This window comes from uncultured Limimaricola sp., assembly GCF_964022235.1.
Classification (GTDB): Bacteria; Pseudomonadota; Alphaproteobacteria; order Rhodobacterales; family Rhodobacteraceae; genus Limimaricola.
Window position 1 is genome coordinate 154,179 of sequence record NZ_CAXHZL010000005.1, and the last position, 19,761, is coordinate 173,939.

The following is a 19,761-nucleotide window of genomic DNA, read 5'->3' on the forward strand; positions in this document are numbered from 1 at the left end:
ATGACCGATCCCGAGCAACGCACCAAGGATCTGGAGATCGCGCGACAGGTGATCGCCGACGAGGCCGCGGGCCTGGCCGCGCTGGCACGTGGGCTCGATGACGGGTTTACCTCTGCGATCTCGGCGATTCGCGCCGCGACCGGGCGGGTGATCGTCTCGGGCATGGGCAAATCGGGGCACATCGCCCGCAAGATCGCCGCCACCCTCGCCTCGACCGGCACCCCCGCCTCCTTCGTGCACCCCGCCGAGGCCAGCCATGGCGATCTGGGCATGATCTCGCGCGGCGACGTGGTGCTGGTGCTGTCGAACTCGGGCGAGACGCCCGAACTCGCGGATCTCGTGGCCCATACGCGGCGATTCGGCATCCCTTTGATCGGCGTCGCGGCGCGGCCACAGAGCACGCTGATGACGCAGGCCGACATCGCGATCGTGCTGCCCGCCCTGCCCGAGGCCTGCGGCATCGGCGTGGTGCCCACCACCTCGACCACGATGACCCTTGCCTTGGGCGATGCGATCGCCATCGCACTGATGCGCGGGCGCGGTTTCACGGCGGCCGATTTCCGCGCCTTTCATCCGGGCGGCAAGCTCGGCGCGCGGCTGGCGCGGGTGCGCGACCTGATGCACGGCGCGACCGAGCTGCCGCTGGTGACGCTCGACACACCGATGTCCGAGACGCTGCTGGCGATCACCGGCGCGGGGTTCGGCGTCGTGGGGGTCACGGGCGCGGACGGGGGCCTCGCGGGCATCGTCACCGACGGCGATCTGCGGCGGCACATGTCGGGGCTTCTCGACCACCGCGCCGGCGAAGTCATGACGCCCGCGCCGCGCACCATTCGCCCCGACGCGCTCGCCGCCGAAGCGCTGGCACAGATGAACGAGCGCAAGATCACCTGCCTCTTCGTCGTCGACGATGAGGACGCCGCGGGTCGCCCGCTCGGCATCCTGCACATCCACGACTGTCTGCGGGCGGGCGTGGCCTGAGATGCACGCCCGCGACAACGCCTATTCCCGTTTCATCGGACGCGCCAAGGTGCTGCTGCCGCTGGTCGGGCTGGTGCTGCTCTCGACGCTGTTCCTGATCGCACGCGCGCCGCAGGGGCCCGGCGATATCCCCTTTGCCGAGATCGAGGCCATCGCCAACGAGCAAAGGGTCAGCGCGCCACGATTCGCGGGCATCGCCGACAACGGCGCGTCGATCTCGGTCGAGGCGGCGACGGTGCGCCCGCAGTCCGAAGGGGTCTATGCGATCGACGCGCCGCATGGTGTGGTCGACACCCCCGACGGCGCCCGGATCGAGATGCGCGCCGCTTCGGGCGCCATCGTTGCGGCCACACGGCAGCTACGCTTCAACGGGCCTGTCAGGGTCGAAACCTCGATGGGCTACAGCGTCGAGACGCCGACGCTCGAGGCCGATCTGGGCACCGGCGGCGTCGTGTCCACCGGCGCGATCACGGTCGACGGCCCCTTCGGTCGTTTCACCGCCGGAGGAATGCGCACCGAGCTGCCGGAGGAGACCGCGCCGCGCATGGTGTTCTCCGGGGGCGTGCGGCTGCTATATGATCCCTCAAGCCGAGGAGAGAGCCCATGATCCGCACCACCGCCCTTGCCGTCTTGATGACGGGCCTGCTGCTGCCCGGCCTCGCCACGGCCCAGACCCAGATGGCGCTGGGCGGGCTCACCGCCGATCCCTCTGCCCCGGTGGAGGTCACCGCCGAGAGCCTGAGCGTCGATCAGGCCACGGGCCGCGCCACCTTCGAGGGCGACGTGCTGATCGGTCAGGGCGATATGAAGATCTCGGCCGCCACGGTCGAGGTGGTCTATGACGACGCCTCCGGCGAGATCGCCCGGCTCGAGGCGGTGGGCGGCGTAACCTTCGTCACCGCGACCGAAGCCGCCGAGGCCGAGAGCGCCGTCTATGACATCTCGGGCGGCATGCTGACCCTGATCGGCGACGTGCTGCTCACCCAAGGGCGCACCGCGCTGTCGTCGCAGCGCATGGAGATCGACCTCGCCGCCGGCACCGCGCAGCTCACCGGCGGCGTGCGCAGCGTCATCGAGCCCGCGCAATGAGCGACCGCCCCGCCCTTGACCTGACGCCGGGAACCGGAGGCCTGCGCGTCACCGGCCTGCGCAAGAGCTATCGCAAGCGCCCGGTGATCCGCGACGTGTCGCTGCACCTCGACCGCGGCGAGGTCGTGGCGCTCTTGGGCCCCAACGGATCGGGCAAGACCACCTGTTTTTACTCCATCGCCGGGCTGGTCAGCCCCGAGGGCGGTCAGGTGATGATCGACGGGCGCGACGCGACGCTGCTGCCGATGTACCGCCGCGCGCGTCTGGGTATCGGCTACCTGCCGCAGGAGATGTCGGTGTTTCGCGGCCTCAACGTCGAGGACAACATTCTCGCGGTGCTGGAGATCGCCGAGCCCGACCGCACCTCCCGGCGCGAGCGGCTCGAAGAGCTGCTGTCGGACTTCTCCATCGGCCACTTGCGCCGCGCCCCGGCGCTGGCGCTTTCGGGGGGCGAACGCCGCCGGGTCGAGATCGCGCGCTGCCTTGCCGCGAACCCGCGCTACGTGCTGCTCGACGAGCCCTTCGCGGGCGTCGACCCGATCGCCGTTGGCGACATCCGCGACCTCGTGGCGGCGCTCAAGACGCGGGGGTTGGGTGTGCTCATCACCGATCACAACGTGCGCGAAACGCTCGGCATCGTCGACCGCGCCTACATCTTGCATGATGGCAAGGTCCTGATGTCCGGGACCACCGACGAGGTGGTGCGCGACGAGAACGTGCGCCGGGTCTATCTCGGCCAAGGCTTCCGCATCGGCTGATCGCGCCGCAACGCCGACGTTGACAAGCGGGGCCGCGATCGGGCGAGATGGGACTCGATGACGCAGTCCGACCACTCTTGTCCACAGGCACTGACGGCTCCGACGCGACGGGCCGGACGATCCTTGGAGACCGAAGGCGCTGCCCATCCCCACCCCCTGCCGACCCGGACCCCACGCCCGCCTCGCGCGCGCGTCGCCGCGTCGTGCCTCTGAAGGAGACCTCCATGCGCTACCAGATCACCGGCAAACAGATCGAGATCGGCGAGGCGCTGCAAACCCATGTGCAGACCGAGCTAGGCGTCACGCTGGGCAAGTATGCCGGTCGCCCGACCGACGCCAATGTGGTGTTCTCGCGCTCGGGCCACGAGCATGTCTGCGAAGCCGTGGTGCATCTGTCGACCGGTCTCACCGCGCAGGCCTCTGGCAAAGCCAACGAGATCTACGCCGCCTTCGAAGCCTGCTGTGAAAAGATGGACAAGCAACTCAGGCGCTACAAGCGTCGCCTGAAGGACCATCACAAGGCGCGTGCGAACCCGGTTGAACAATCCCTCGCGGGCTCCTATATCCTCGCCGCGTCAGGAGACAATGACGAAACCGAGCAGGACAGCCTCGCCCCGATGATCGTCGCCGAGATGGAATCCAAGATTCCCGAACTCTCGGTCGGCGAAGCCGTAATGCAACTCGAATTCACGGACGCCCCGGTGCTGGTGTTCCGCAACGAGAAGCACAGCGGGATCAACGTCGTCTACAAGCGCGATGACGGCAATTTCGGGTGGATCGACCCGCGCAACATCGGCTAGGAGACGCCAGATCCTGGCTCTCCGAGCCCGCCTCGCAGACAGGGGATTCCCTATGCAGATTTCCGAGATCCTTCCGGTGGACGGCGTCAAGATGCTGGCTTCGACCAGCTCCAAGAAACGGCTGTTCCAGGACCTCGGGGATCTCGCGGAGAGCTGCTACGACCTGACGTCCCCACGGGTCGTCGAGGCGCTGCTCGAGCGCGAGGGTCTCGGCCCCACGGGCGTCGGTCACGGCGTGGCGTTGCCGCATGCGCGGCTTCAGGGGCTCGACCGGGTGCGCGGCCTGTTCATCCGCCTAGACAAGCCGCTCGAATTCGATTCGATCGACCGTCAGCCCGTGGATCTGGTGTTCTGCCTGCTCGCCCCCGACGGCAGCGGTGTCGAACACCTCAAGGCGCTGGCGCTGGTGTCGCGCACGCTGCGCGACACCGCCACCTGTCAGAAGCTGCGCGCCAATGCCGAGGCCGGAACGCTGCACGCGATCCTGACCGAAGGCCCGGCGATCCAAGCCGCCTGAAAGCCCGGCTGACGCTCTTGTCCAAAGCCCTCTCTCAGCCGCAGAGCGGCTGCCAGTCCCCAAAGCCGAACCGCGCGTAATCGCGGGCGTAGACCGCCCGGATCGCGGTCTCGATCTCCGTGTCATGGATCGCTGCGAGGGCGGCTTCGTGCGGGTCGGTGTCTGCAGGCCAGTTCGGCGCCTCGCGGCCCACCCTTGCCGCCAGATCCGGCAGCATGTCGCCAAGCTCCGCCTCGCGCAGGATCGCGTCGGGGCATTCGAACTCGGCGATCCCCTGCAACAGCGTCCTCTGGCTGGCCCAGGCCGCATCGACCCGGATCGCGGTCTGACCGCCCAGATTGGCCTTCACGAAGCCGATGAAGGCCACAAAGGCCGCACGGTGGCGCGCCGGATCCGGGTCGGGGCCCGCCGCATCCTCGGCAATAGGCAGGTCGTAGCGGCGGCGCAGCGTCTCGCGGATCTCGTGAAAGCCGCCCCGACCGGGGTTGAGAATCCGTTCACAGAACGCCGCGTGCAGCCGCGCCACCGGGTGGCGCAGCACCGCAAAGCTGCGATGTCCCGGATGCGCGCCCTGCCACGCGCGCAGCGTCTTTTGGGTGAAACCATCGCGCACGGGCGCACCGTCGAGCGCCTCGAGCCAGCCCCGCAGCGCCGCCTCCGGCCCGGATTTGAGCGGCAGGCACAACAGGCCGCTGCGCGCAGGCGCGAGGTAGCTCGGGACCATCGGGCCGCGGCGCGGCTCGAAATTAGGCGTGCGGCCCAGATCGAACCGGTCGATCCGCGCCAGCGCCGCCTGCATCTCGTCGAAGTTCTCGACCTTCTCGGAGAGGCTTTCGGGGTTCTGTTTCTTGAGACTGCGGTCGAGCGCCTCCAGCCGTGCCTCCACTCCGAGCCAGGCTGCCAGACCATTGAGCACGGCCACGTCCTGAAGGTCGTCGTAGTCGATGTAGAAGGCGGTCTGCCCACCGCGCTGCAACGCCCCCATGATGCGCAGTTGTGCCTGCTGCAAGCGCTCCAGATGCTGCTCGAAGCCGGTGGCGTCGAAGGCGACGCGCTCGGCCCGCAAGTGACGCGCGTCGGTGAGCTTCCACTGCCCCGTCGCCGCGGCGATGCGGTGCGAGACGTAGGAATCCGCCGGATTACGGGTCAGCACGATCTTGGCGATGCGCGGCTCCTCCATCAGCGGCGCGAACAATCGCGGGTCGTGATCGCTGAAATAGCGAAACCCGTGCAGCCCCGGTGCGGCGCGCAGCTTGGACAGCAGTTCCAGCGGGGCGGCATCGCGCGCGGCCCGGTCCACCCCGAGGATCGGCGCATCCTTGGGCGAGCCGATGAAATGCGGGTTGAAGGCCTCGCCATGGCAAGTCACGCCCTCGAGCGCGTTGAGATTGCTTTCAAGAAAGTTCGAGCCGGTGCGCATCTCGGCGAGCACCACGAAGCTGTCGAAGTCAGGCATTGGGGCGGCTCACCAGATAGGGCTTGGGGGCGGGACGGCGCGGGCGGGTCCTCGGCTCGGCGGGGATGTCGCCGGTCAGATAAGGATGCATGCCGCGATTGCGCATCTCCTGCAGGAACCCGCCAAACCCGTCGAGCGGCAGCATCGGCGGCGGGTCCGGCAGCACGCCGACGCGGGAGGGCGCGATATCGGCCAGCATCTGCGCCAGTGCTTCGGAGGGGGCTTCGAGGACCTCCGCCAGCGTCCAGATCCTCACCCGCGCCTTGGCATAGGGCGAGCGCAGGACCCCCAGATGATCGGCCTCGGTCTTTTGCAGCCTTGCGGCCGTGTCGCGCAGATCGGCCACGGCTCGGCCCGAGCGAAACAGCGGCACCGCCCAGGCCCCCGAGATGACACCGATCCGGGCGTTGGGGTCCTTGGCGATGTCCCAGCTTACATGTTGGCTGTCGCGCGGGCCGAACTGGAACACCTGCCGCGCGCCGCGCCCGTTCCAGATCAGGTTGGTGAGAAACCGCCGCGCATCATGATCGCGCAGCACCGCATTGCTGGACAGCCCGCCGCGCCACAGCGTGGCCCCCTCCTCGAAAGCGGCCCCCTCGGGGGCGAAGAGATGGCCATGCACGGTGGCGCCGCTGGCGCGGGCGAACCAGCCCTCGAAGCCTTCGTAAAGCTCGGCAAAGCCCTCCAGAACGCCGTAGGGCGCGGCGGTAAAGCCATTCTCCCAATTCTCGTTGGGCATCCGGCTTTGCATGTAGAGCCCGGCCCGGCCGCGCACCCGCCGCTCGGTTGCCGCGACAAAGACCCGGTCGATCCGGGCCGGGGCCGGCTCGGCCGTCTCGGCCGCATGGCCGCCCGCAGCCATCTGCGCATAGATCGCCTCGGCTCGGGGCCAGACCTTGCGCGCCACGAAGCAGTCCGAGCGGCGCAGCAGGGGCAGGTGATCGTCGTAGAACAGGTGCGGCTTGCCCTGAAAATCGAATTTGCACATGGTCAGAGACCGGCTTTCGATCCGCTTCGACCAGCGCCGCGCGAGGCTCTGGAAGTAGCTTTCGTCGGGGATCCAGACGCGGGCGAAGTAGCGATCGAGCGCCGGGCGCTGCGGGTCCGACAGGATCGCCTCCAGCGTGCCGCGAGTCAGGCACCACCATTGCGACCCCATGTGCGGCACGAGCCCCGCGGGCAGGCGCCGCCGCACCCCAAGGCGCCGCTGCAGCGCAACGTAGCGATCAAAAGCCCAGCGCTGGCGCTTCCACGAGAAGGGAAAGCGCAAGCTGAACCGCTCCTCGGACAGGCCGCCGACGGTCCACGGCACATCGGCGACGGTCGCGCTTTCGATGAAATCGGTGTCGCCGCGCGCGGCCAGATAGGCGGTCAGCTCGGACACCGGGCGCAGCGGCACACAAGAGCCGGAGGCGAGATAGACGTGCGCGACCTCTGGAAAGCTGTCGAGCATCATCCGCGCGCCCGACTGCGTCGCCGCCACGATGCCCCAGCCGCCCCATTCACAGCGGTGCCGGTCGCAAAACAGCACCCGGTCGGAGATGTCGTCGAAGCCCGCGCGAAACCGCTCGAACCGCGCAGGCCGCATGGCGCTGTCGACATGCACCACCACCGGGCAGCCCGAGAGCGCCCAATGCCGGATCACTTCGGTGGCGCGGCCCAGCGCGTTGTGCACGAGGATCACGACGCCGAGGCTCATGCCCAGTTGCCCCGCGACATCAGCCCCAGCACCTCGAGCTGCCGCCAGTTGATGTATCTTTCGCTCCATCGGCACCACAGCTCGGGGTCCGCCTCAAGCCCGGCGGCATAGGCCTTGTACTCGGCGCTTGCGGCGTAATGTTGACCCCGCTGCAGCTCTTCGCGGGCCTTGGCGCCAAAGCCGTCGAGGAATTTGGTGTGGAGCAGCATGCCGCAGGTCTTCTCGCCGCCCCATTCGTCATAGACGAGGTTGAGCCCGCGCGGCAGCAGCATGTGGGTCGAGCTGACATAGGCGTAGCGGCGGTCCCATTTGACCAGCGGGATCTTGTTGAGCGCGGGCGCGCGTTCGGGCGTGTCGGCAAAGAACATCCGCGCCCGTGGCCCGCCTTGGATCCACAGGTTGCCGTAGAGCGCGTTGCGCGAGATGCTGTAGTTGCCCGGGTCGAACCAGCAGGCGATCTCGAGAGGATCGTCGCCCGGTGTGAAGGGCTGCGCGCCGATCGGCCCCTTGGGATAGAGATCGAGCAGCATCGCTCCGAAGCTGCGGATTGAGGAGGCGTCGAGCCAGTCGGTCAGCGCCTTGAGCGGGCGCGTGTCGCAGAAGGGATAGACCAGCAACTCGTCGGGATCGACGGTCAGACACCAATGGCTGTGGCCATGGCGGCGCATCAGCCAGTTGAGCCAATCGACCCCGAAGCGCGCGCGCTTGTAGCTGGCGTCGCTGCGCCATAGCGACACATCGGGCTGGGCCGCGAGGTACTCCGCTCCGCCGTCGTCGCTGCCATTGTCGACCATGAGGAAATGCGCGACGCCCATGCCCCGGTAGTGGTCGAGGAAATGCGGCAGCCGGGCGGCTTCGTTGCGCAGCGTGGTGAAGGCGAGGATGTCGGCGGAGCGGATCTGCGCGCTTCGGTCAACGACGCAGGACATCTCGCGCCGCTTGCGCAGCGCCCGCAGCCGCCATCTCTTGCGCTGCAGTCTCAGCCGGTATGTCTGCCAAGCCCCCAAGCGTGCGTCTCCCCGCGGCCCTGCGACCGATCAAAGCCCCCGAAGCGCGCGCTCCACATGTGCCGCCCAACCGGGTGGTGGGACGCGTGGCGGTGGCAGGCCGGGCGGCGCGACATGCGCCCGGATCGCCCGCTCCCACTGGTAGCGGTCGGTCGGATCGCAGTAAACGACGGCCTCGCCCAGCAGTTCGCGGCAGATGGCAAGATCGCCACAGATCACGCGGCAGCCCAGCGCCAGCGCCTCCAGCGGCGGCAGGCCGTAGCCTTCGGCCAGCGAGGGAAACAGCAGCGCCCGCGCGCCGCCCAGAAGCGCCGCGACCGCCGCATCGGACAGGCCCGGCATCTCGCACACACCCGGCACGCGTCGGTCGAGCCGCGCGAAGACCTCCGCGTTGTTCCAGCCGCGCGCTCCGCAGATCAGCAATCGCGGCGCGTCCTCGCCCAGCCGCTCCCAGACATCGAGCAGCAGCGCGTGGTTCTTGCGCGGCTCGATGGTGCCCAGCACGACCATGTAGGGGTGGGCGGGATCGAAGCCGGGCGGCAGCGCGGTGGGATCGGGTGAGGCGGGCGTGACCCCAAGTGGCGCCACCACCATCGGCGGCACCCGCCCCCTTTCGGCAAGCCGCGCTTCGATCAGGGCCGCGGTCGCCTGGGCCGTGGCGATGACCCGGTCGGCATGATGCGCCACCACGTCGAGACGCCGCGCGAACCGCGCGACGCTGCCTGGCCCCGCGGCCTGCGGCAGATCGAGCGGGATCGTATCATGGACCAGCACGAGGACGCGTGCGCCCGCGCCGTGCAGCGCGCGCATTACCCGGTCGTCGAGGTTGGCGTGGCCGGTATTGAGATAGGCCGCCCCCGAGGGCAAGCACCGTCGCAGCAGACCCTCGAGCCCGCGCCGCGAGCAGCGCGCGATGGCTAGCGCCCGCACCCGCCCCTGCGCCGCGCGCCGCGGTGGATCGAGCCGCCGAAACAGGGCCGCAACCGGCCCCGCGCGGCCCCAGCTGTCGCCATCGAAGGCCCGCGCAAACCCTGCCATGCCCGTCCGATCGAGCAGCGCAAAGCCCAAGGGCGTGCGCACAAGGCCGAAGACCGGCCGGGGGTCGGCAAGGCAGGCGTCGAGCCAGGCCCGCTCGACCCGGTCGACGCCGGTGGCCATGCGCCCGGCGCGGCTGGCCAGCCGCGTCAGGTCGAGGATCAGCGAGGTCGGTGCGGCCAAGCGCCTATTGCGCGGCGTTGCGGATCGCCATCATCTCGTGGAGATACTGGCCGAACTCGTCACGCAGTTCTTCGCGGGCGAGGCCGAAGGCCACGGTCGCTTGCAAGAACCCTGCCTTGGAGCCGCAGTCATAGCGCTCGCCCGAGAAGCGATGGCCGAAGACGCCGCGCTCGGTGTCGATTTCCTTGGCGATCGCGTCGGTGAGCTGGATCTCCCCCCCCGCGCCGCGCTCGTTGGCGTTCAGGTGCTGCATCACCTGCGGCGACAGGATGTAGCGGCCGATCACCGCGAGGTTCGAGGGCGCGTCGGCAGGCTTGGGCTTTTCGACCATGCCACGTACCTTCATGGTGTCGCCTTGACCCGGCTCGACATCGAGCACGCCATAGGAAGAGGTCCGCTCGTTGGGTACTTCCATCGCCGCGACCATGCAGCCACCGGTCTCACGGTACGCTTCGACCATCTGCTGCAGGCAGGGCTTCTCGGCGGCGATCACGTCGTCGGGCAGGATCACCGCAAAGGGCTCGTCGCCGATCAGGTTGCGCGCACACCAGACGGCATGGCCAAGGCCCAGTGCCTGATGCTGCCGGATATAGGCGATGGCGCCCGACGGCATGTAGGTCGACTTCAGCACATCGAGAAGCTTGTCCTTGCCGTCCTCAGCCAGCCGCGATTCGAGCTCGGGGGAGTGGTCGAAGTAATCCTCGAGTGCCGACTTGCCGCGCGCGGTGACGAAAATGAACTCCTCAATCCCGGCGGCGCGGGCCTCGTCGATCGCGTACTGGATCAGCGGCTTGTCGACGAGGGTCATGATCTCCTTGGGCACGGATTTGGTGGCCGGCAGGAATCGCGTTCCAAGCCCTGCCACGGGGAATACGGCCTTGGTCACACGTGCTGTCGTCATCTGCCTCAATCCTTTACTTGCGGCGCATCGGGGAGGGAGCGTCCGCCTGATAACTTTTGCGATCTGCTTTGCAGCAACCGCATACAACCGCAACACGTTCCTATCATGATGGCCTCAATGCATCAATTCGCGGTCCCGCCCGGGTCGCGTTGCGTACGCTGCCGTGCCTCTTCGAAAGCGGCGCGCTCGGCATAGCGCCAGCGGCGGAACGCGGGATCGCCCGGCAGCGACGGGCCGAACAGCCCGCCCGATTGCACCCAGACGCCGCGTGGATCGAACCTGAGCCGGTGCCGCCGCGCGTCGGGCCACAGCACCAGAAGCGTGACGACATGGCCACGCTCGGCGATCTGCGCCGCCTCGGCCATCTGCGCGCGTGCCGTGAAAGGCCGCGCCGAGAGCCAGACCGAGGGCTGCGCCGGCGCGGGGTCCAGCAGCGGCGCGAAGGCGGGCGGCGGCTCGTCGAGCGGCACGAGCCGTTCCAGCGGCCTGAGCCGTCCCTCGGATACCCCGGCCTCGAAGCTCGCCATCAGCCGACCCACATCGCCCGGCGCGATCCGACCCCAGCCCATGTGATGCAAGAGCCGCTGCCGCTGCGCCATCCGCTCGGCGTCGATCCGCGCGTTGCCGTCGAGCCGCGCGCCATGGCGGCGCAAGAACACCGCGAGGCTCGCGCCGATGTCCGACAGATCGCGCGGCACCCGGTCGTCGCGGCGCCGGGGCGAGGCGAGATAGCCGTGATGCACCTGCGCCAGCGGCACGATCGCGGTGCACGCGCCCATGGCCGCGAGCCGCAGGTTCAGGTCGGTCTCGTCGAGATAAAAGCGGTAGGCCGGGTCGAAACCGCCCATCGCGGTCAGCACGCCGCGCCGCACCGCCATGTTGGTGCCTTCGGTCTTGATGCCGCGCCCGAGCCGGCCACGCAGCACCACCGGCGCGTCGTCCTCGAGCACCAACTCGCGGCAGCTGCCGTCGGCGAAGGCGGCGCGCGCCCGCCATTGCCAGCCCAAATGACCGGGCCCGCGCACGAAACCGCCCGCCGCCGCCACCGTCTCGTCCTCGAAGGGGGCCGTGAGGGCGGCGAGCCAGCCCGGCTCCGGCAGGGCGTCGTCGTCGAGAAAGGCCACCACCTCGCCCGCCGCCGCTTCGACGCCGATGTTGCGCGCGCGGCCGATGTTGGCCTCGTCGCAGCGCCGCACCCGGATCCTGTCGCCCCATGGCGCCAGCGCCGCCGCGCCTTCGGCATCGGTGACGACCACCACCTCGAAGGCGGGGTGGCGGCTTTGCGCCAGCGCCGTCAGGCACAGCCTGAGCGCGCCCGGGCGGCCACGGCTGGCGATGACGACGCTGACGCGGAGCGGCGTCACGCCACCTGCATCTCGGCGAGCATCGCCTCGATACGCGGCACGTCCGAGGGGTTGTTGAGCTCCCAGAACTGCCGCCCGCGCGCCTCGACCTCGACGCAGAGCATTGGCACGCGGCGCTCGAGGAAGCGCAGCTGCTCGAGGCCCTCAAGCGTTTCGAGCGGCCCCTGCGGCCAGCGGCCATAGGCAGCCAATGCCGAGGGGCGATAGGCATAGACGCCGACATGGTGGAACACCGGCGTCGCCTCGTCGGCGGCGTAATCGTCGCGCCCGGTGTAGGGGATCACCTCCTTGGAGAAGTAGAGCGCGGTGTTGTCGGTGCCGAACACCGCCGTGGTGCCCCCCACCTGCCCCGCCCGCCGATCCTCGCGAAACCCCTTGAGCGCCGCGGCATCGGCGCGCAGCACCGGCGTCGCCACCTCGGCCACGGGATGATCGCGCAGATCCTCGATCAGCCGCTCCACGAACCACGGCGGCGTCAGCGGCGCGTCGCCTTGCAGGTTCACCACGATCTCGAAGCCACCACCCAGCGCATCGAACGCCTCGCCGCAGCGCTCGGTGCCATTGCGACAGGCCTCGGAGGTCATGACCACCTCGGCCCCGAAGGCTTCGGCGGCCGTGCGGATGCGGTCATCGTCGGTGGCGACGACGACGCGCGGGTTGCCGGAGACCTGCATCGCCGCCTCCCAGGAGCGGCGGATCAGGCTGCGCGCCTCCCCCGTGGCCCCGGTCAGCTCGACCAGCGGTTTGCCCGGATAACGGGATGAGGCATAGCGGGCGGGGATGATGATGAGGACGGACATCAGGGTTTTGCCAGATCCACGCCCGGAGCATAGGCGATGAAGAACGGGTTCTCGAACCCCGGCTTGCCATAGCCCAGCACCGTGTGATCGTCGAAGCGCACGACCTTGCCGCCCGCGCCGCCGAGCACCGCATGGCCAGCCGCCGTGTCCCATTCCATGGTGCGCCCCAGACGCGGATAGATGTCGGCCTCGCCCGTGGCCACGAGGCAGAACTTGAGCGAAGAGCCTGCACTCTTCATGTCCTCGACCTCGTATTTGCCGATGTAATCGTCGGTGGCGGCGTCGCGGTGGCTCTTGGAGGCGACCACGCGCAGCGCCGCATTGGGGGTCGCGACCTTGATCGGCGCGGTGGTGCCGGGGGTATCTGCGTCGAAGGGGCCCTGCTCCTCGACCGAAACGCCAGAGGCGTCGGTGTAGAACAGCCGGTTCTTGGCCGGGGCATAGACCACGCCGCGCGTCGGCTGGCCGTCCTCGACGAGGGCGATGTTGACGGTGAAGTCGCCGCGGCGCTGCACGAACTCCTTGGTGCCGTCGAGCGGGTCGACGATCAGGAAGGTGCTCACGGTCTGGCCGTGGCTGTCGGACTGCTCTTCGGTGACGAGGGGCATGTCGGGAAAGGCGGCGCGCAGCCCTGCGGAGATCAGCGCGTCGGCGGCTTCGTCGGCGGCGGTGACGGGGCTGTCGTCGCTCTTGGCACGCACGTCGAAATCGGGACCATCATAGATCTCCATGATCTTTTCGCCCGCCTCGATCGCGAGTTTGCGCATCACCTGCGTCAGCCTGTCGAAATCCATATGCCCAATCGTCCTTTGACCCTGTGCCGCCCCGGAATCGCCACCTGCTTCATGCAATGTTGATAGGTCGGAGCGATCTCCTTATGGTATCCCGTCCGGGGATCGGCAAGAAATTCGTCATCGGTCCACCGGGCACAGAACCCGGCCGCAGAGCGAGGTCAGATGTTCCAGAGCGAGCGCCCCCGCGGCACGGGTCGACGCGCGGCCGGATTGGCCGAGCTGATCTATCACTCCACCGTGCGCGACATCCGCAAGAGCCATCGCAACGCGCTCGCGGGATTGCTGATGAACATTGCCCAGACGGTGATCTTCGTGCTGGCCTTCTATCTGATGTTCGCGCTGATCGGCGCGCGCGGCGCGGGTCTCAGGGGCGATTTCCTGCTCTACCTGATGTCCGGCATCTTCCTGTTTCTCACCCACACCAAGGCGGTGGGGGCCGTGGTCAAGGCCGATGGCCCCGCCTCGTCGATGATGAAACACGCGCCGCTCAACACCGCCGTGACCATTTCGGCGGCGGCGCTGGGATCGCTCTACATCCAAGTGCTGTCGCTTCTGGTGGTGCTGTTCTTCTACCACGTGCTGGTGACGCCGGTGGTGATCGAGGATCCAGTGGGCGCGATGGCGATGCTTCTGGTGTCGTGGTTCTCGGGCGTCGGCGTCGGCATGATCTTCATGGCGATCAAACCTTGGCTGCCCGAGTTCACCACCATCGGCGTCTCGGTCTATTCGCGCACCAACATGATCGCGTCCGGCAAGATGTTCGTCGCCAACACCCTGCCGGGCTACATGCTCGCGGTGTTCGACTGGAACCCGCTGTTCCACGCGATCGACCAGGCGCGGGGCTACATCTTTCTCAACTACACGCCGCATTTCACCTCCGCGCTCTACCCGCTGTGGGTCGGTCTGGCGCTGGTGGCGATCGGCATGATGGCCGAGTTCTTTACCCGCAAGCGCGCCTCGGTGAGCTGGAGCGCGGGACGGTGAGAGGGCTGGCGCTGGCGCTGCTGTTCTGGGCCGCACCCGCCGCCGCCACGCAGGACGCCTGGCCCGCGCTGTTTGACGTGGCGCGGGTGGCGACGGGCGATACGCTCAACATCCGCTCCGGGCCGGGGACCGGTCACGCCGTGATCGGCACGCTCGACCCGAACGCGCGCGATGTCGAGGTGATCGAGCCCTCGCCCGATCACCACTGGGGTCTGGTCAACGCGGGCGAAGGCGTGGGCTGGGTGTCGCTCGACTTCCTCGACCGCCAGCCCGGGCAATGGGACGGGGCGATCCCGCCTCTGGCCGCCTGCTTCGGGACCGAGCCGTTCTGGCGGCTGGAGACCGGGGGTCGCTGGCGCATGGAGACGCCCGAGAGCGTGCTTCTCGACACCCCCGCCCCCGGCCTGTCCGGGGCCCCTCGCATCGCGGCCGCTTCGCCGGGGCGGTCGGGGCGGACAGCGCGGTCTGGACCCTGTCGGTTCTGAACCAATCCTGCTCGGACGGCATGTCGTCGCGTCGCTATGGCTATGAGGCGCTGCTGGTGCGCGCGGCGGACGAAACCACGACGCTCTTCACAGGGTGCTGCACGCTCGGGCGCTAAGGCTCCTTCTCAGCGCACCACGCGCAGCGTGACGTTGATCCGCCCGCCGCCCGCGATCAGCGTCGAGGAGCCCTCGCGCACCCGATCGATGCCGTGATGCACCAGCCGCGCCGCGCCGCCCATCACCGCCACATCGCCCGAGCGCAGCCAGATCGAGGCGGTCTTGCCGCCCTTCTCGACCGAGCCGACCCGGAACAGCGCCTCGTCGCCAAGCGAGATCGAGACCACCGGAAAGCCGAAATCGCCTTCGTCGCGATCCTGATGCAGACCCATCTTCGCCCCTTCGCGGTAAAGGTTCACGAGGCAGCTGTCAGGGTCCACTTCGACCCCCGACACCGCGCGCCACACTGCCAGCACGCCGGGGGGGATCGGCGGCCAGGGCTGGCCGGTCTCGGGGTGCAGCGGCTCATAGCGGTAGCCGCGCCGGTCCGCGACCCAACCCAAGGTGCCTGCCGAGGTCATCCGCACGCTCATCGGGCCGCGCCGGGTCACCGGGCGCATGACCGGAGCCACGCGCGCCACCTCGCGCAGCTCCGCGACCATCGCCGCCTGGGCGTCCGGTGCAATGAAGCCCGGCAGCACCCGTACCCCGCGCAGGTCGATCTCATCGGCAGTCATGCGCATATCTCCCAACTTGTTCCACCAAGGTGGCAAAATGGCGCGCCTTGGTCGCCTCTGCCAGTTGCAGCCCGAAAACGCCCTCCCTATATAGCCCAGTGATCCGCGGCGGGCGCGTCCTGCCGCAAAATCTCCTGTCCGGGGCGGATGCCTCAACGGGTCCGCACCGGAAAACCGCCTAGAGCTAGAGGGTTTTGAACATGGCTAAAGTAATCGGCATCGACCTCGGGACCACCAACTCCTGCGTCGCGATCATGGACGGCTCGCAGCCCCGTGTGATCGAGAACTCGGAGGGCGCGCGGACCACCCCGTCGATCGTCGCCTTCACCGACGATGAGCGTCTCGTCGGCCAGCCCGCCAAGCGGCAGGCCGTCACCAACCCGTCCAACACCATCCATGCGGTCAAGCGCCTCGTTGGCCGCCGCATGTCCGACGCTGCAGTCGAGAAGGACCGCAAGCTCGTCCCCTACACCATCGTCGACGGTGGCAATGGCGACGCTTGGGTCGAGGTGAAGGGCGAAAAGTATTCCCCCTCGCAGATCTCCGCCTTCACACTCCAGAAGATGAAGGAAACCGCCGAGTCGTACCTCGGCGAGGAGGTGACGCAGGCCGTCATCACCGTTCCCGCCTATTTCAACGACGCCCAGCGTCAGGCCACCAAGGACGCGGGCAAGATCGCCGGTCTCGAAGTGCTGCGCATCATCAACGAGCCGACCGCCGCGGCGCTGGCCTACGGCCTCGACAAGAAAGACGCCAAGACCATCGCCGTTTATGACCTCGGCGGCGGCACCTTCGACGTGACCATCCTCGAGATCGACGACGGCCTGTTCGAGGTGAAGTCGACCAACGGCGACACCTTCCTCGGTGGCGAAGACTTCGACATGCGCATCGTGAACTACCTCGCGCAGGAGTTCAAAAAGGAGCATGGCGCCGATCTCACCACCGACAAGATGGCGCTGCAGCGCCTGAAGGAAGCGGCCGAGAAGGCGAAGATCGAGCTGTCGTCCTCGACCCAAACCGAGATCAACCAGCCGTTCATCTCGATGAACGCCTCGACCGGCACGCCGCTGCACCTCGTCATGAAGCTGACCCGCGCCAAGCTGGAAAGCCTCGTGGGCGACCTGATCAAGGCCTCGATGAAGCCCTGTCAGGCGGCGCTCAAGGATGCCGGCATCTCGACCTCCGAGATCGACGAGGTCGTTCTCGTCGGCGGCATGACCCGCATGCCCAAGGTCGTCGAGGAAGTGACCAAGTTCTTCGGCAAGGAGCCGCACAAGGGTGTGAACCCCGACGAGGTCGTGGCGCTGGGCGCTGCGATCCAGGCTGGCGTGCTTCAGGGTGACGTGAAGGACGTGGTGCTGCTCGACGTGACGCCGCTGAGCCTTGGCATCGAGACGCTGGGTGGCGTGTTCACCCGCCTGATCGACCGCAACACCACCATCCCGACCAAGAAGAGCCAGATCTTCTCGACCGCCGAGGACAACCAGAACGCCGTGACGATCCGGGTGTTCCAGGGCGAGCGCGAGATGGCCCAGGACAACAAGATGCTGGGTCAGTTCAACCTCGAGAACATCCCCCCCGCGCCCCGCGGCATGCCGCAGATCGAGGTGACCTTCGACATCGACGCCAACGGCATCGTGTCGGTGAGCGCCAAGGACAAGGGCACCGGCAAAGAGCAGAAGATCACCATCCAGGCCTCGGGCGGTCTCACCGACGAGGACATCGAGAAGATGGTCCGCGAAGCCGAGGAGAACGCCGAGGGCGACAAGAAGCGGCGTGATCTGGTCGAAGCCAAGAACCAGGCGGAGAGCCTGATCCACTCGACCGAGAAATCGATCGAGGAGCACTCCGACAAGGTCGACCCGACCACGGTCGAGGCGATCGAACTGGCGCTGGCCGCCCTGCGCGACGATCTCGAGGGCGACAACCCCGACAAGATCCGCTCGGGCATCCAGAACGTCTCCGAGGCGGCGATGAAGCTGGGCGAGGCCATCTACAAGGCCGGTCAGGCCGAAGCCGGTGAAGAGGAGCCCGCCGAGAGCGACAAGCCGCGCGACAACGACGATGACGGCATCGTCGACGCCGACTTCGAGGATCTGGACGACGACAAGCGGGGCCGCTGAGGCGCCGCGAAAGCTCTGGTCCAAGGAGCCGGCCCGCCGACCGGGCCGGCTCCTTTCCGTTTCCGAAAGGTAGGACGATCCTATGGCAAAACGCGACTATTACGAAACGCTCGGAGTCTCCAAGGGCGCGTCCGCCGACGAGATCAAGAAAGCCTATCGCCAGAAGGCGAAGGAGCTTCACCCCGACCGCAACTCCGACAACCCCAATGCCGAAGAGCAGTTCAAGGCCGCCAACGAGGCCTATGACGTGCTCAAGGACGCCGACAAGAAGGCCGCCTACGACCGCTATGGCCATGCCGCCTTCGAGGGTGGCATGGGCGCGCGTCCGGGCGGCGGCGCGGGTGGCTTCCGCGGTCAGGGCGATTTCGCCTCGGCCTTCTCGGACGTGTTCGACGATCTGTTCGGCGACTTCATGGGCGGCCAGCGCGGTGGCGCGGGCCAGGGCCGCAGCCGCGCCGCGCGCGGCAACGACCTGCGCTACAACCTTCGCATCAACCTCGAAGACGCCTTCGCGGGCATGCAAAAGACCGTGACGGTGCCGACGTCGGTCACCTGCGGCAAATGCTCCGGCTCGGGCGCCTCCGACGGCTCCGAACCCGCCACCTGTCCGACCTGTTCGGGCATGGGCAAGGTGCGTGCGCAGCAGGGCTTCTTCACCGTCGAGCGCACCTGCCCGACCTGCAACGGCATCGGCCAGATCATCAAGGATCCCTGCCGGGCCTGTCATGGCGCGGGGCGCGTCGAAAAGGAAAAATCGCTTTCGGTCAACATTCCCGCGGGCGTCGAGACCGGCACCCGCATCCGGCTTGCCGGTGAGGGCGAGGCAGGCTTGCGTGGCGGTCCTTCGGGCGATCTCTACATCTTCATCGATGTGGCCGAGCATCAGCTGTTCAAGCGCGACGGACACGACCTCTACTGCCGCGTGCCCGTCTCCATGGCGGCGGCGGCGCTGGGTGGCGACATCGAGGTGCCGACCATCGACGGCGGCAAGTCCCGCGTGAAGATCCCCGATGGTAGCCAGTCGGGTCGTCAGATGCGCCTGCGCGGCAAGGGCATGCCCGCCCTGCGCGGTGGCCAGCGCGGCGACATGTTCATCGAGCTCGCCGTCGAGACGCCGGTGAACCTTACTGCCCGGCAGCGTGAACTCCTGCGCGAGTTCGATGAGGCGAGCGAACGGAACAACCCGCAAAGCTCGAACTTCTTCTCCGCCGTAAAGGGGTTCTGGGACTCGATGAAGGGCTGAGGCCTGTTAAGTCCGCTTTAACCATGCCCGCGAGACACTCGCGGGCATGGCATTCGATCCTTCCTTCGCCGAGCGTTCCCTGCCCTTCGACCACGACGAGGTGGCCGGCGTGGCACCGCTTCCCAAGGGCCGCGTTCCCTCCTACATGGCCGACCACCGACGCCGCCTGCGCGAGAGGTTTCTTTCGGGCGGGGCCGACGCCATGCCCGATTACGAGCTACTGGAACTCCTGCTGTTCCGGGCCATTCCGCGACAGGACGTGAAGCCGTTGGCGCGCCGTCTGATCGACGCCTTCGGCGATCTCAACCGCGTGCTCGCGGCTCCGCCTCCGCGGCTGTCGGAAATCGACGGCGTCGGCCCTTCCGTGCTCACCGAGATCAAGGTCGTGGAGGCCGTGGCCCACCGCATGGCCCGGGCCCGGGTGATCGCGCGGCCCGTGCTTTCGGGCTGGGAGCCGCTGCTCGACTACTGCCGCACCGTGATGGCGCACCGCGATACCGAACAGTTCCGGGTGCTGTTCCTCGACCGGCGCAACGTCCTCGTCGCCGATGAGGCGCAGGCGCGCGGCACCGTCGACCACGTGCCGGTCTATCCGCGCGAGGTGGTCAAACGGGCGCTGGAGTTGAACGCTTCGGCGTTGATACTCGTGCACAACCACCCCTCGGGCGATCCAACGCCGTCGGAGGCCGATATTTCCATGACCGCGCAGGTCGAGGCGGCGGCGCGGGCGCTTGGCATCGTGCTGCACGACCATCTGGTCATCGGCAAATCACGAGAGACCAGCTTTCGGGCGGAGGGTTTGCTCTGA

Annotated in this window: 20 protein-coding genes; 11 read left to right on the plus strand and 9 right to left on the minus strand. The window is 68.1% G+C overall.

What is annotated here, in order from left to right; translation table 11 throughout:
• The 6 genes from AADJ02_RS08755 (at window position 1) to AADJ02_RS08780 (ending at window position 4,145) form a co-directional block, all read left to right on the plus strand.
• Window positions 1-981 carry a KpsF/GutQ family sugar-phosphate isomerase gene (locus AADJ02_RS08755; protein WP_341212614.1) on the plus strand — a complete coding sequence of 327 codons (981 nt, stop codon included), beginning with the start codon at window positions 1-3 and terminating at the stop codon, window positions 979-981.
• 1 nt (window position 982) lies between these two features.
• Complete coding sequence (gene lptC / locus AADJ02_RS08760; protein ID WP_341212615.1) at window positions 983-1,588, plus strand: LPS export ABC transporter periplasmic protein LptC; 606 nt, start codon at window positions 983-985, stop codon at window positions 1,586-1,588.
• The gene (locus tag AADJ02_RS08765) at window positions 1,585-2,070 is read left to right on the plus strand and encodes an LptA/OstA family protein (RefSeq protein ID WP_341212616.1); all 486 of its coding nucleotides are present in this window, start codon (window positions 1,585-1,587) and stop codon (window positions 2,068-2,070) included. The genes lptC and AADJ02_RS08765 overlap by 4 nt, the downstream gene beginning before the upstream one ends.
• Complete coding sequence (lptB, locus tag AADJ02_RS08770) at window positions 2,067-2,828, plus strand: LPS export ABC transporter ATP-binding protein (RefSeq protein WP_341212617.1); 762 nt, start codon at window positions 2,067-2,069, stop codon at window positions 2,826-2,828. Before AADJ02_RS08765 ends, lptB begins: the two co-directional genes overlap by 4 nt.
• Window positions 2,829-3,052: 224 nt before the next feature.
• Complete coding sequence (gene raiA / locus AADJ02_RS08775; RefSeq protein ID WP_341212618.1) at window positions 3,053-3,628, plus strand: ribosome-associated translation inhibitor RaiA; 576 nt, start codon at window positions 3,053-3,055, stop codon at window positions 3,626-3,628.
• A gap of 52 nt (window positions 3,629-3,680) precedes the next feature.
• The gene (locus AADJ02_RS08780) at window positions 3,681-4,145 is read left to right on the plus strand and encodes a PTS sugar transporter subunit IIA (protein WP_341212619.1); all 465 of its coding nucleotides are present in this window, start codon (window positions 3,681-3,683) and stop codon (window positions 4,143-4,145) included.
• 34 nt (window positions 4,146-4,179) lie between these two features.
• Here the strand turns inward: AADJ02_RS08780 and AADJ02_RS08785 are convergent, their stop codons facing one another.
• The 8 genes from AADJ02_RS08785 to cysQ form a co-directional block, all read right to left on the minus strand.
• The gene (locus tag AADJ02_RS08785; protein ID WP_341212620.1) at window positions 4,180-5,601 is read right to left on the minus strand and encodes a nodulation protein NodH; all 1,422 of its coding nucleotides are present in this window, start codon (window positions 5,599-5,601) and stop codon (window positions 4,180-4,182) included.
• Complete coding sequence (locus AADJ02_RS08790; RefSeq protein WP_341212621.1) at window positions 5,594-7,300, minus strand: beta-1,6-N-acetylglucosaminyltransferase; 1,707 nt, start codon at window positions 7,298-7,300, stop codon at window positions 5,594-5,596. The genes AADJ02_RS08785 and AADJ02_RS08790 overlap by 8 nt, the downstream gene beginning before the upstream one ends.
• Window positions 7,297-8,307 carry a glycosyltransferase family 2 protein gene (locus tag AADJ02_RS08795; RefSeq protein ID WP_341212622.1) on the minus strand — a complete coding sequence of 337 codons (1,011 nt, stop codon included), beginning with the start codon at window positions 8,305-8,307 and terminating at the stop codon, window positions 7,297-7,299. The genes AADJ02_RS08790 and AADJ02_RS08795 overlap by 4 nt, the downstream gene beginning before the upstream one ends.
• Window positions 8,308-8,337: 30 nt before the next feature.
• A complete protein-coding gene (locus AADJ02_RS08800; protein ID WP_341212623.1) occupies window positions 8,338-9,525 on the minus strand; it encodes a glycosyltransferase in 1,188 nt (395 codons plus the stop codon).
• 4 nt (window positions 9,526-9,529) lie between these two features.
• Window positions 9,530-10,426, minus strand: a complete 897-nt coding sequence (gene galU / locus AADJ02_RS08805) for a UTP--glucose-1-phosphate uridylyltransferase GalU (RefSeq protein ID WP_341212624.1) — start codon at window positions 10,424-10,426, stop codon at window positions 9,530-9,532.
• 122 nt (window positions 10,427-10,548) lie between these two features.
• Complete coding sequence (locus AADJ02_RS08810; RefSeq protein ID WP_341212625.1) at window positions 10,549-11,790, minus strand: glycosyltransferase; 1,242 nt, start codon at window positions 11,788-11,790, stop codon at window positions 10,549-10,551.
• Window positions 11,787-12,590, minus strand: coding sequence for a manno-octulosonate cytidylyltransferase (locus tag AADJ02_RS08815; RefSeq protein WP_341212626.1), 804 nt, complete (start codon window positions 12,588-12,590; stop codon window positions 11,787-11,789). The genes AADJ02_RS08810 and AADJ02_RS08815 overlap by 4 nt, the downstream gene beginning before the upstream one ends.
• Window positions 12,590-13,384 (minus strand): 3'(2'),5'-bisphosphate nucleotidase CysQ, encoded by a 795-nt coding sequence (gene cysQ, locus AADJ02_RS08820; protein ID WP_341212627.1) that lies wholly within the window; start codon window positions 13,382-13,384, stop codon window positions 12,590-12,592. Before cysQ ends, AADJ02_RS08815 begins: the two co-directional genes overlap by 1 nt.
• Before the next feature lie 162 nt (window positions 13,385-13,546).
• On the opposite strand from cysQ, the gene AADJ02_RS08825 reads away from it, so the two are divergent.
• Both AADJ02_RS08825 and AADJ02_RS08830 read left to right on the plus strand, forming a co-directional pair.
• Window positions 13,547-14,368, plus strand: a complete 822-nt coding sequence (locus AADJ02_RS08825) for an ABC transporter permease (RefSeq protein WP_341212628.1) — start codon at window positions 13,547-13,549, stop codon at window positions 14,366-14,368.
• Complete coding sequence (locus tag AADJ02_RS08830) at window positions 14,365-14,853, plus strand: SH3 domain-containing protein (protein WP_341212629.1); 489 nt, start codon at window positions 14,365-14,367, stop codon at window positions 14,851-14,853. The genes AADJ02_RS08825 and AADJ02_RS08830 overlap by 4 nt, the downstream gene beginning before the upstream one ends.
• Window positions 14,854-14,978: 125 nt before the next feature.
• Here the strand turns inward: AADJ02_RS08830 and AADJ02_RS08835 are convergent, their stop codons facing one another.
• Complete coding sequence (locus AADJ02_RS08835; protein WP_341212630.1) at window positions 14,979-15,587, minus strand: alpha-ketoglutarate-dependent dioxygenase AlkB; 609 nt, start codon at window positions 15,585-15,587, stop codon at window positions 14,979-14,981.
• Between the two features lie 200 nt (window positions 15,588-15,787).
• Here AADJ02_RS08835 and dnaK point away from each other — a divergent pair, with 200 nt between their 5' ends.
• The 3 genes from dnaK to radC all read left to right on the plus strand — a co-directional run bounded on the left by dnaK (window position 15,788) and on the right by radC (window position 19,761).
• The gene (gene dnaK / locus AADJ02_RS08840) at window positions 15,788-17,710 is read left to right on the plus strand and encodes a molecular chaperone DnaK (RefSeq protein ID WP_341212631.1); all 1,923 of its coding nucleotides are present in this window, start codon (window positions 15,788-15,790) and stop codon (window positions 17,708-17,710) included.
• 82 nt (window positions 17,711-17,792) lie between these two features.
• Window positions 17,793-18,953: a molecular chaperone DnaJ gene (gene dnaJ / locus AADJ02_RS08845; protein ID WP_341212632.1), complete on the plus strand. Its 1,161-nt coding sequence runs from the start codon at window positions 17,793-17,795 to the stop codon at window positions 18,951-18,953.
• 46 nt (window positions 18,954-18,999) lie between these two features.
• The gene (gene radC / locus AADJ02_RS08850) at window positions 19,000-19,761 is read left to right on the plus strand and encodes a DNA repair protein RadC (protein ID WP_341212633.1); all 762 of its coding nucleotides are present in this window, start codon (window positions 19,000-19,002) and stop codon (window positions 19,759-19,761) included.

What these genes read in the sequence shown, in the direction of transcription:
- AADJ02_RS08755 (WP_341212614.1), top strand. Translation starts at nt 1, where the DNA reads ATGACCGATCCCGAGCAACGCACCAAGGATCTGGAGATCGCGCGACAG.
- lptC (WP_341212615.1), top strand. Translation starts at nt 983, where the DNA reads ATGCACGCCCGCGACAACGCCTATTCCCGTTTCATCGGACGCGCCAAG.
- AADJ02_RS08765 (WP_341212616.1), top strand. Translation starts at nt 1,585, where the DNA reads ATGATCCGCACCACCGCCCTTGCCGTCTTGATGACGGGCCTGCTGCTG.
- lptB (WP_341212617.1), top strand. Translation starts at nt 2,067, where the DNA reads ATGAGCGACCGCCCCGCCCTTGACCTGACGCCGGGAACCGGAGGCCTG.
- raiA (WP_341212618.1), top strand. Translation starts at nt 3,053, where the DNA reads ATGCGCTACCAGATCACCGGCAAACAGATCGAGATCGGCGAGGCGCTG.
- AADJ02_RS08780 (WP_341212619.1), top strand. Translation starts at nt 3,681, where the DNA reads ATGCAGATTTCCGAGATCCTTCCGGTGGACGGCGTCAAGATGCTGGCT.
- AADJ02_RS08785 (WP_341212620.1), bottom strand. Translation starts at nt 5,601, where the DNA reads ATGCCTGACTTCGACAGCTTCGTGGTGCTCGCCGAGATGCGCACCGGC.
- AADJ02_RS08790 (WP_341212621.1), bottom strand. Translation starts at nt 7,300, where the DNA reads ATGAGCCTCGGCGTCGTGATCCTCGTGCACAACGCGCTGGGCCGCGCC.
- galU (WP_341212624.1), bottom strand. Translation starts at nt 10,426, where the DNA reads ATGACGACAGCACGTGTGACCAAGGCCGTATTCCCCGTGGCAGGGCTT.
- AADJ02_RS08815 (WP_341212626.1), bottom strand. Translation starts at nt 12,590, where the DNA reads ATGTCCGTCCTCATCATCATCCCCGCCCGCTATGCCTCATCCCGTTAT.
- cysQ (WP_341212627.1), bottom strand. Translation starts at nt 13,384, where the DNA reads ATGGATTTCGACAGGCTGACGCAGGTGATGCGCAAACTCGCGATCGAG.
- AADJ02_RS08825 (WP_341212628.1), top strand. Translation starts at nt 13,547, where the DNA reads ATGTTCCAGAGCGAGCGCCCCCGCGGCACGGGTCGACGCGCGGCCGGA.
- AADJ02_RS08835 (WP_341212630.1), bottom strand. Translation starts at nt 15,587, where the DNA reads ATGACTGCCGATGAGATCGACCTGCGCGGGGTACGGGTGCTGCCGGGC.
- dnaK (WP_341212631.1), top strand. Translation starts at nt 15,788, where the DNA reads ATGGCTAAAGTAATCGGCATCGACCTCGGGACCACCAACTCCTGCGTC.
- dnaJ (WP_341212632.1), top strand. Translation starts at nt 17,793, where the DNA reads ATGGCAAAACGCGACTATTACGAAACGCTCGGAGTCTCCAAGGGCGCG.
- radC (WP_341212633.1), top strand. Translation starts at nt 19,000, where the DNA reads ATGGCATTCGATCCTTCCTTCGCCGAGCGTTCCCTGCCCTTCGACCAC.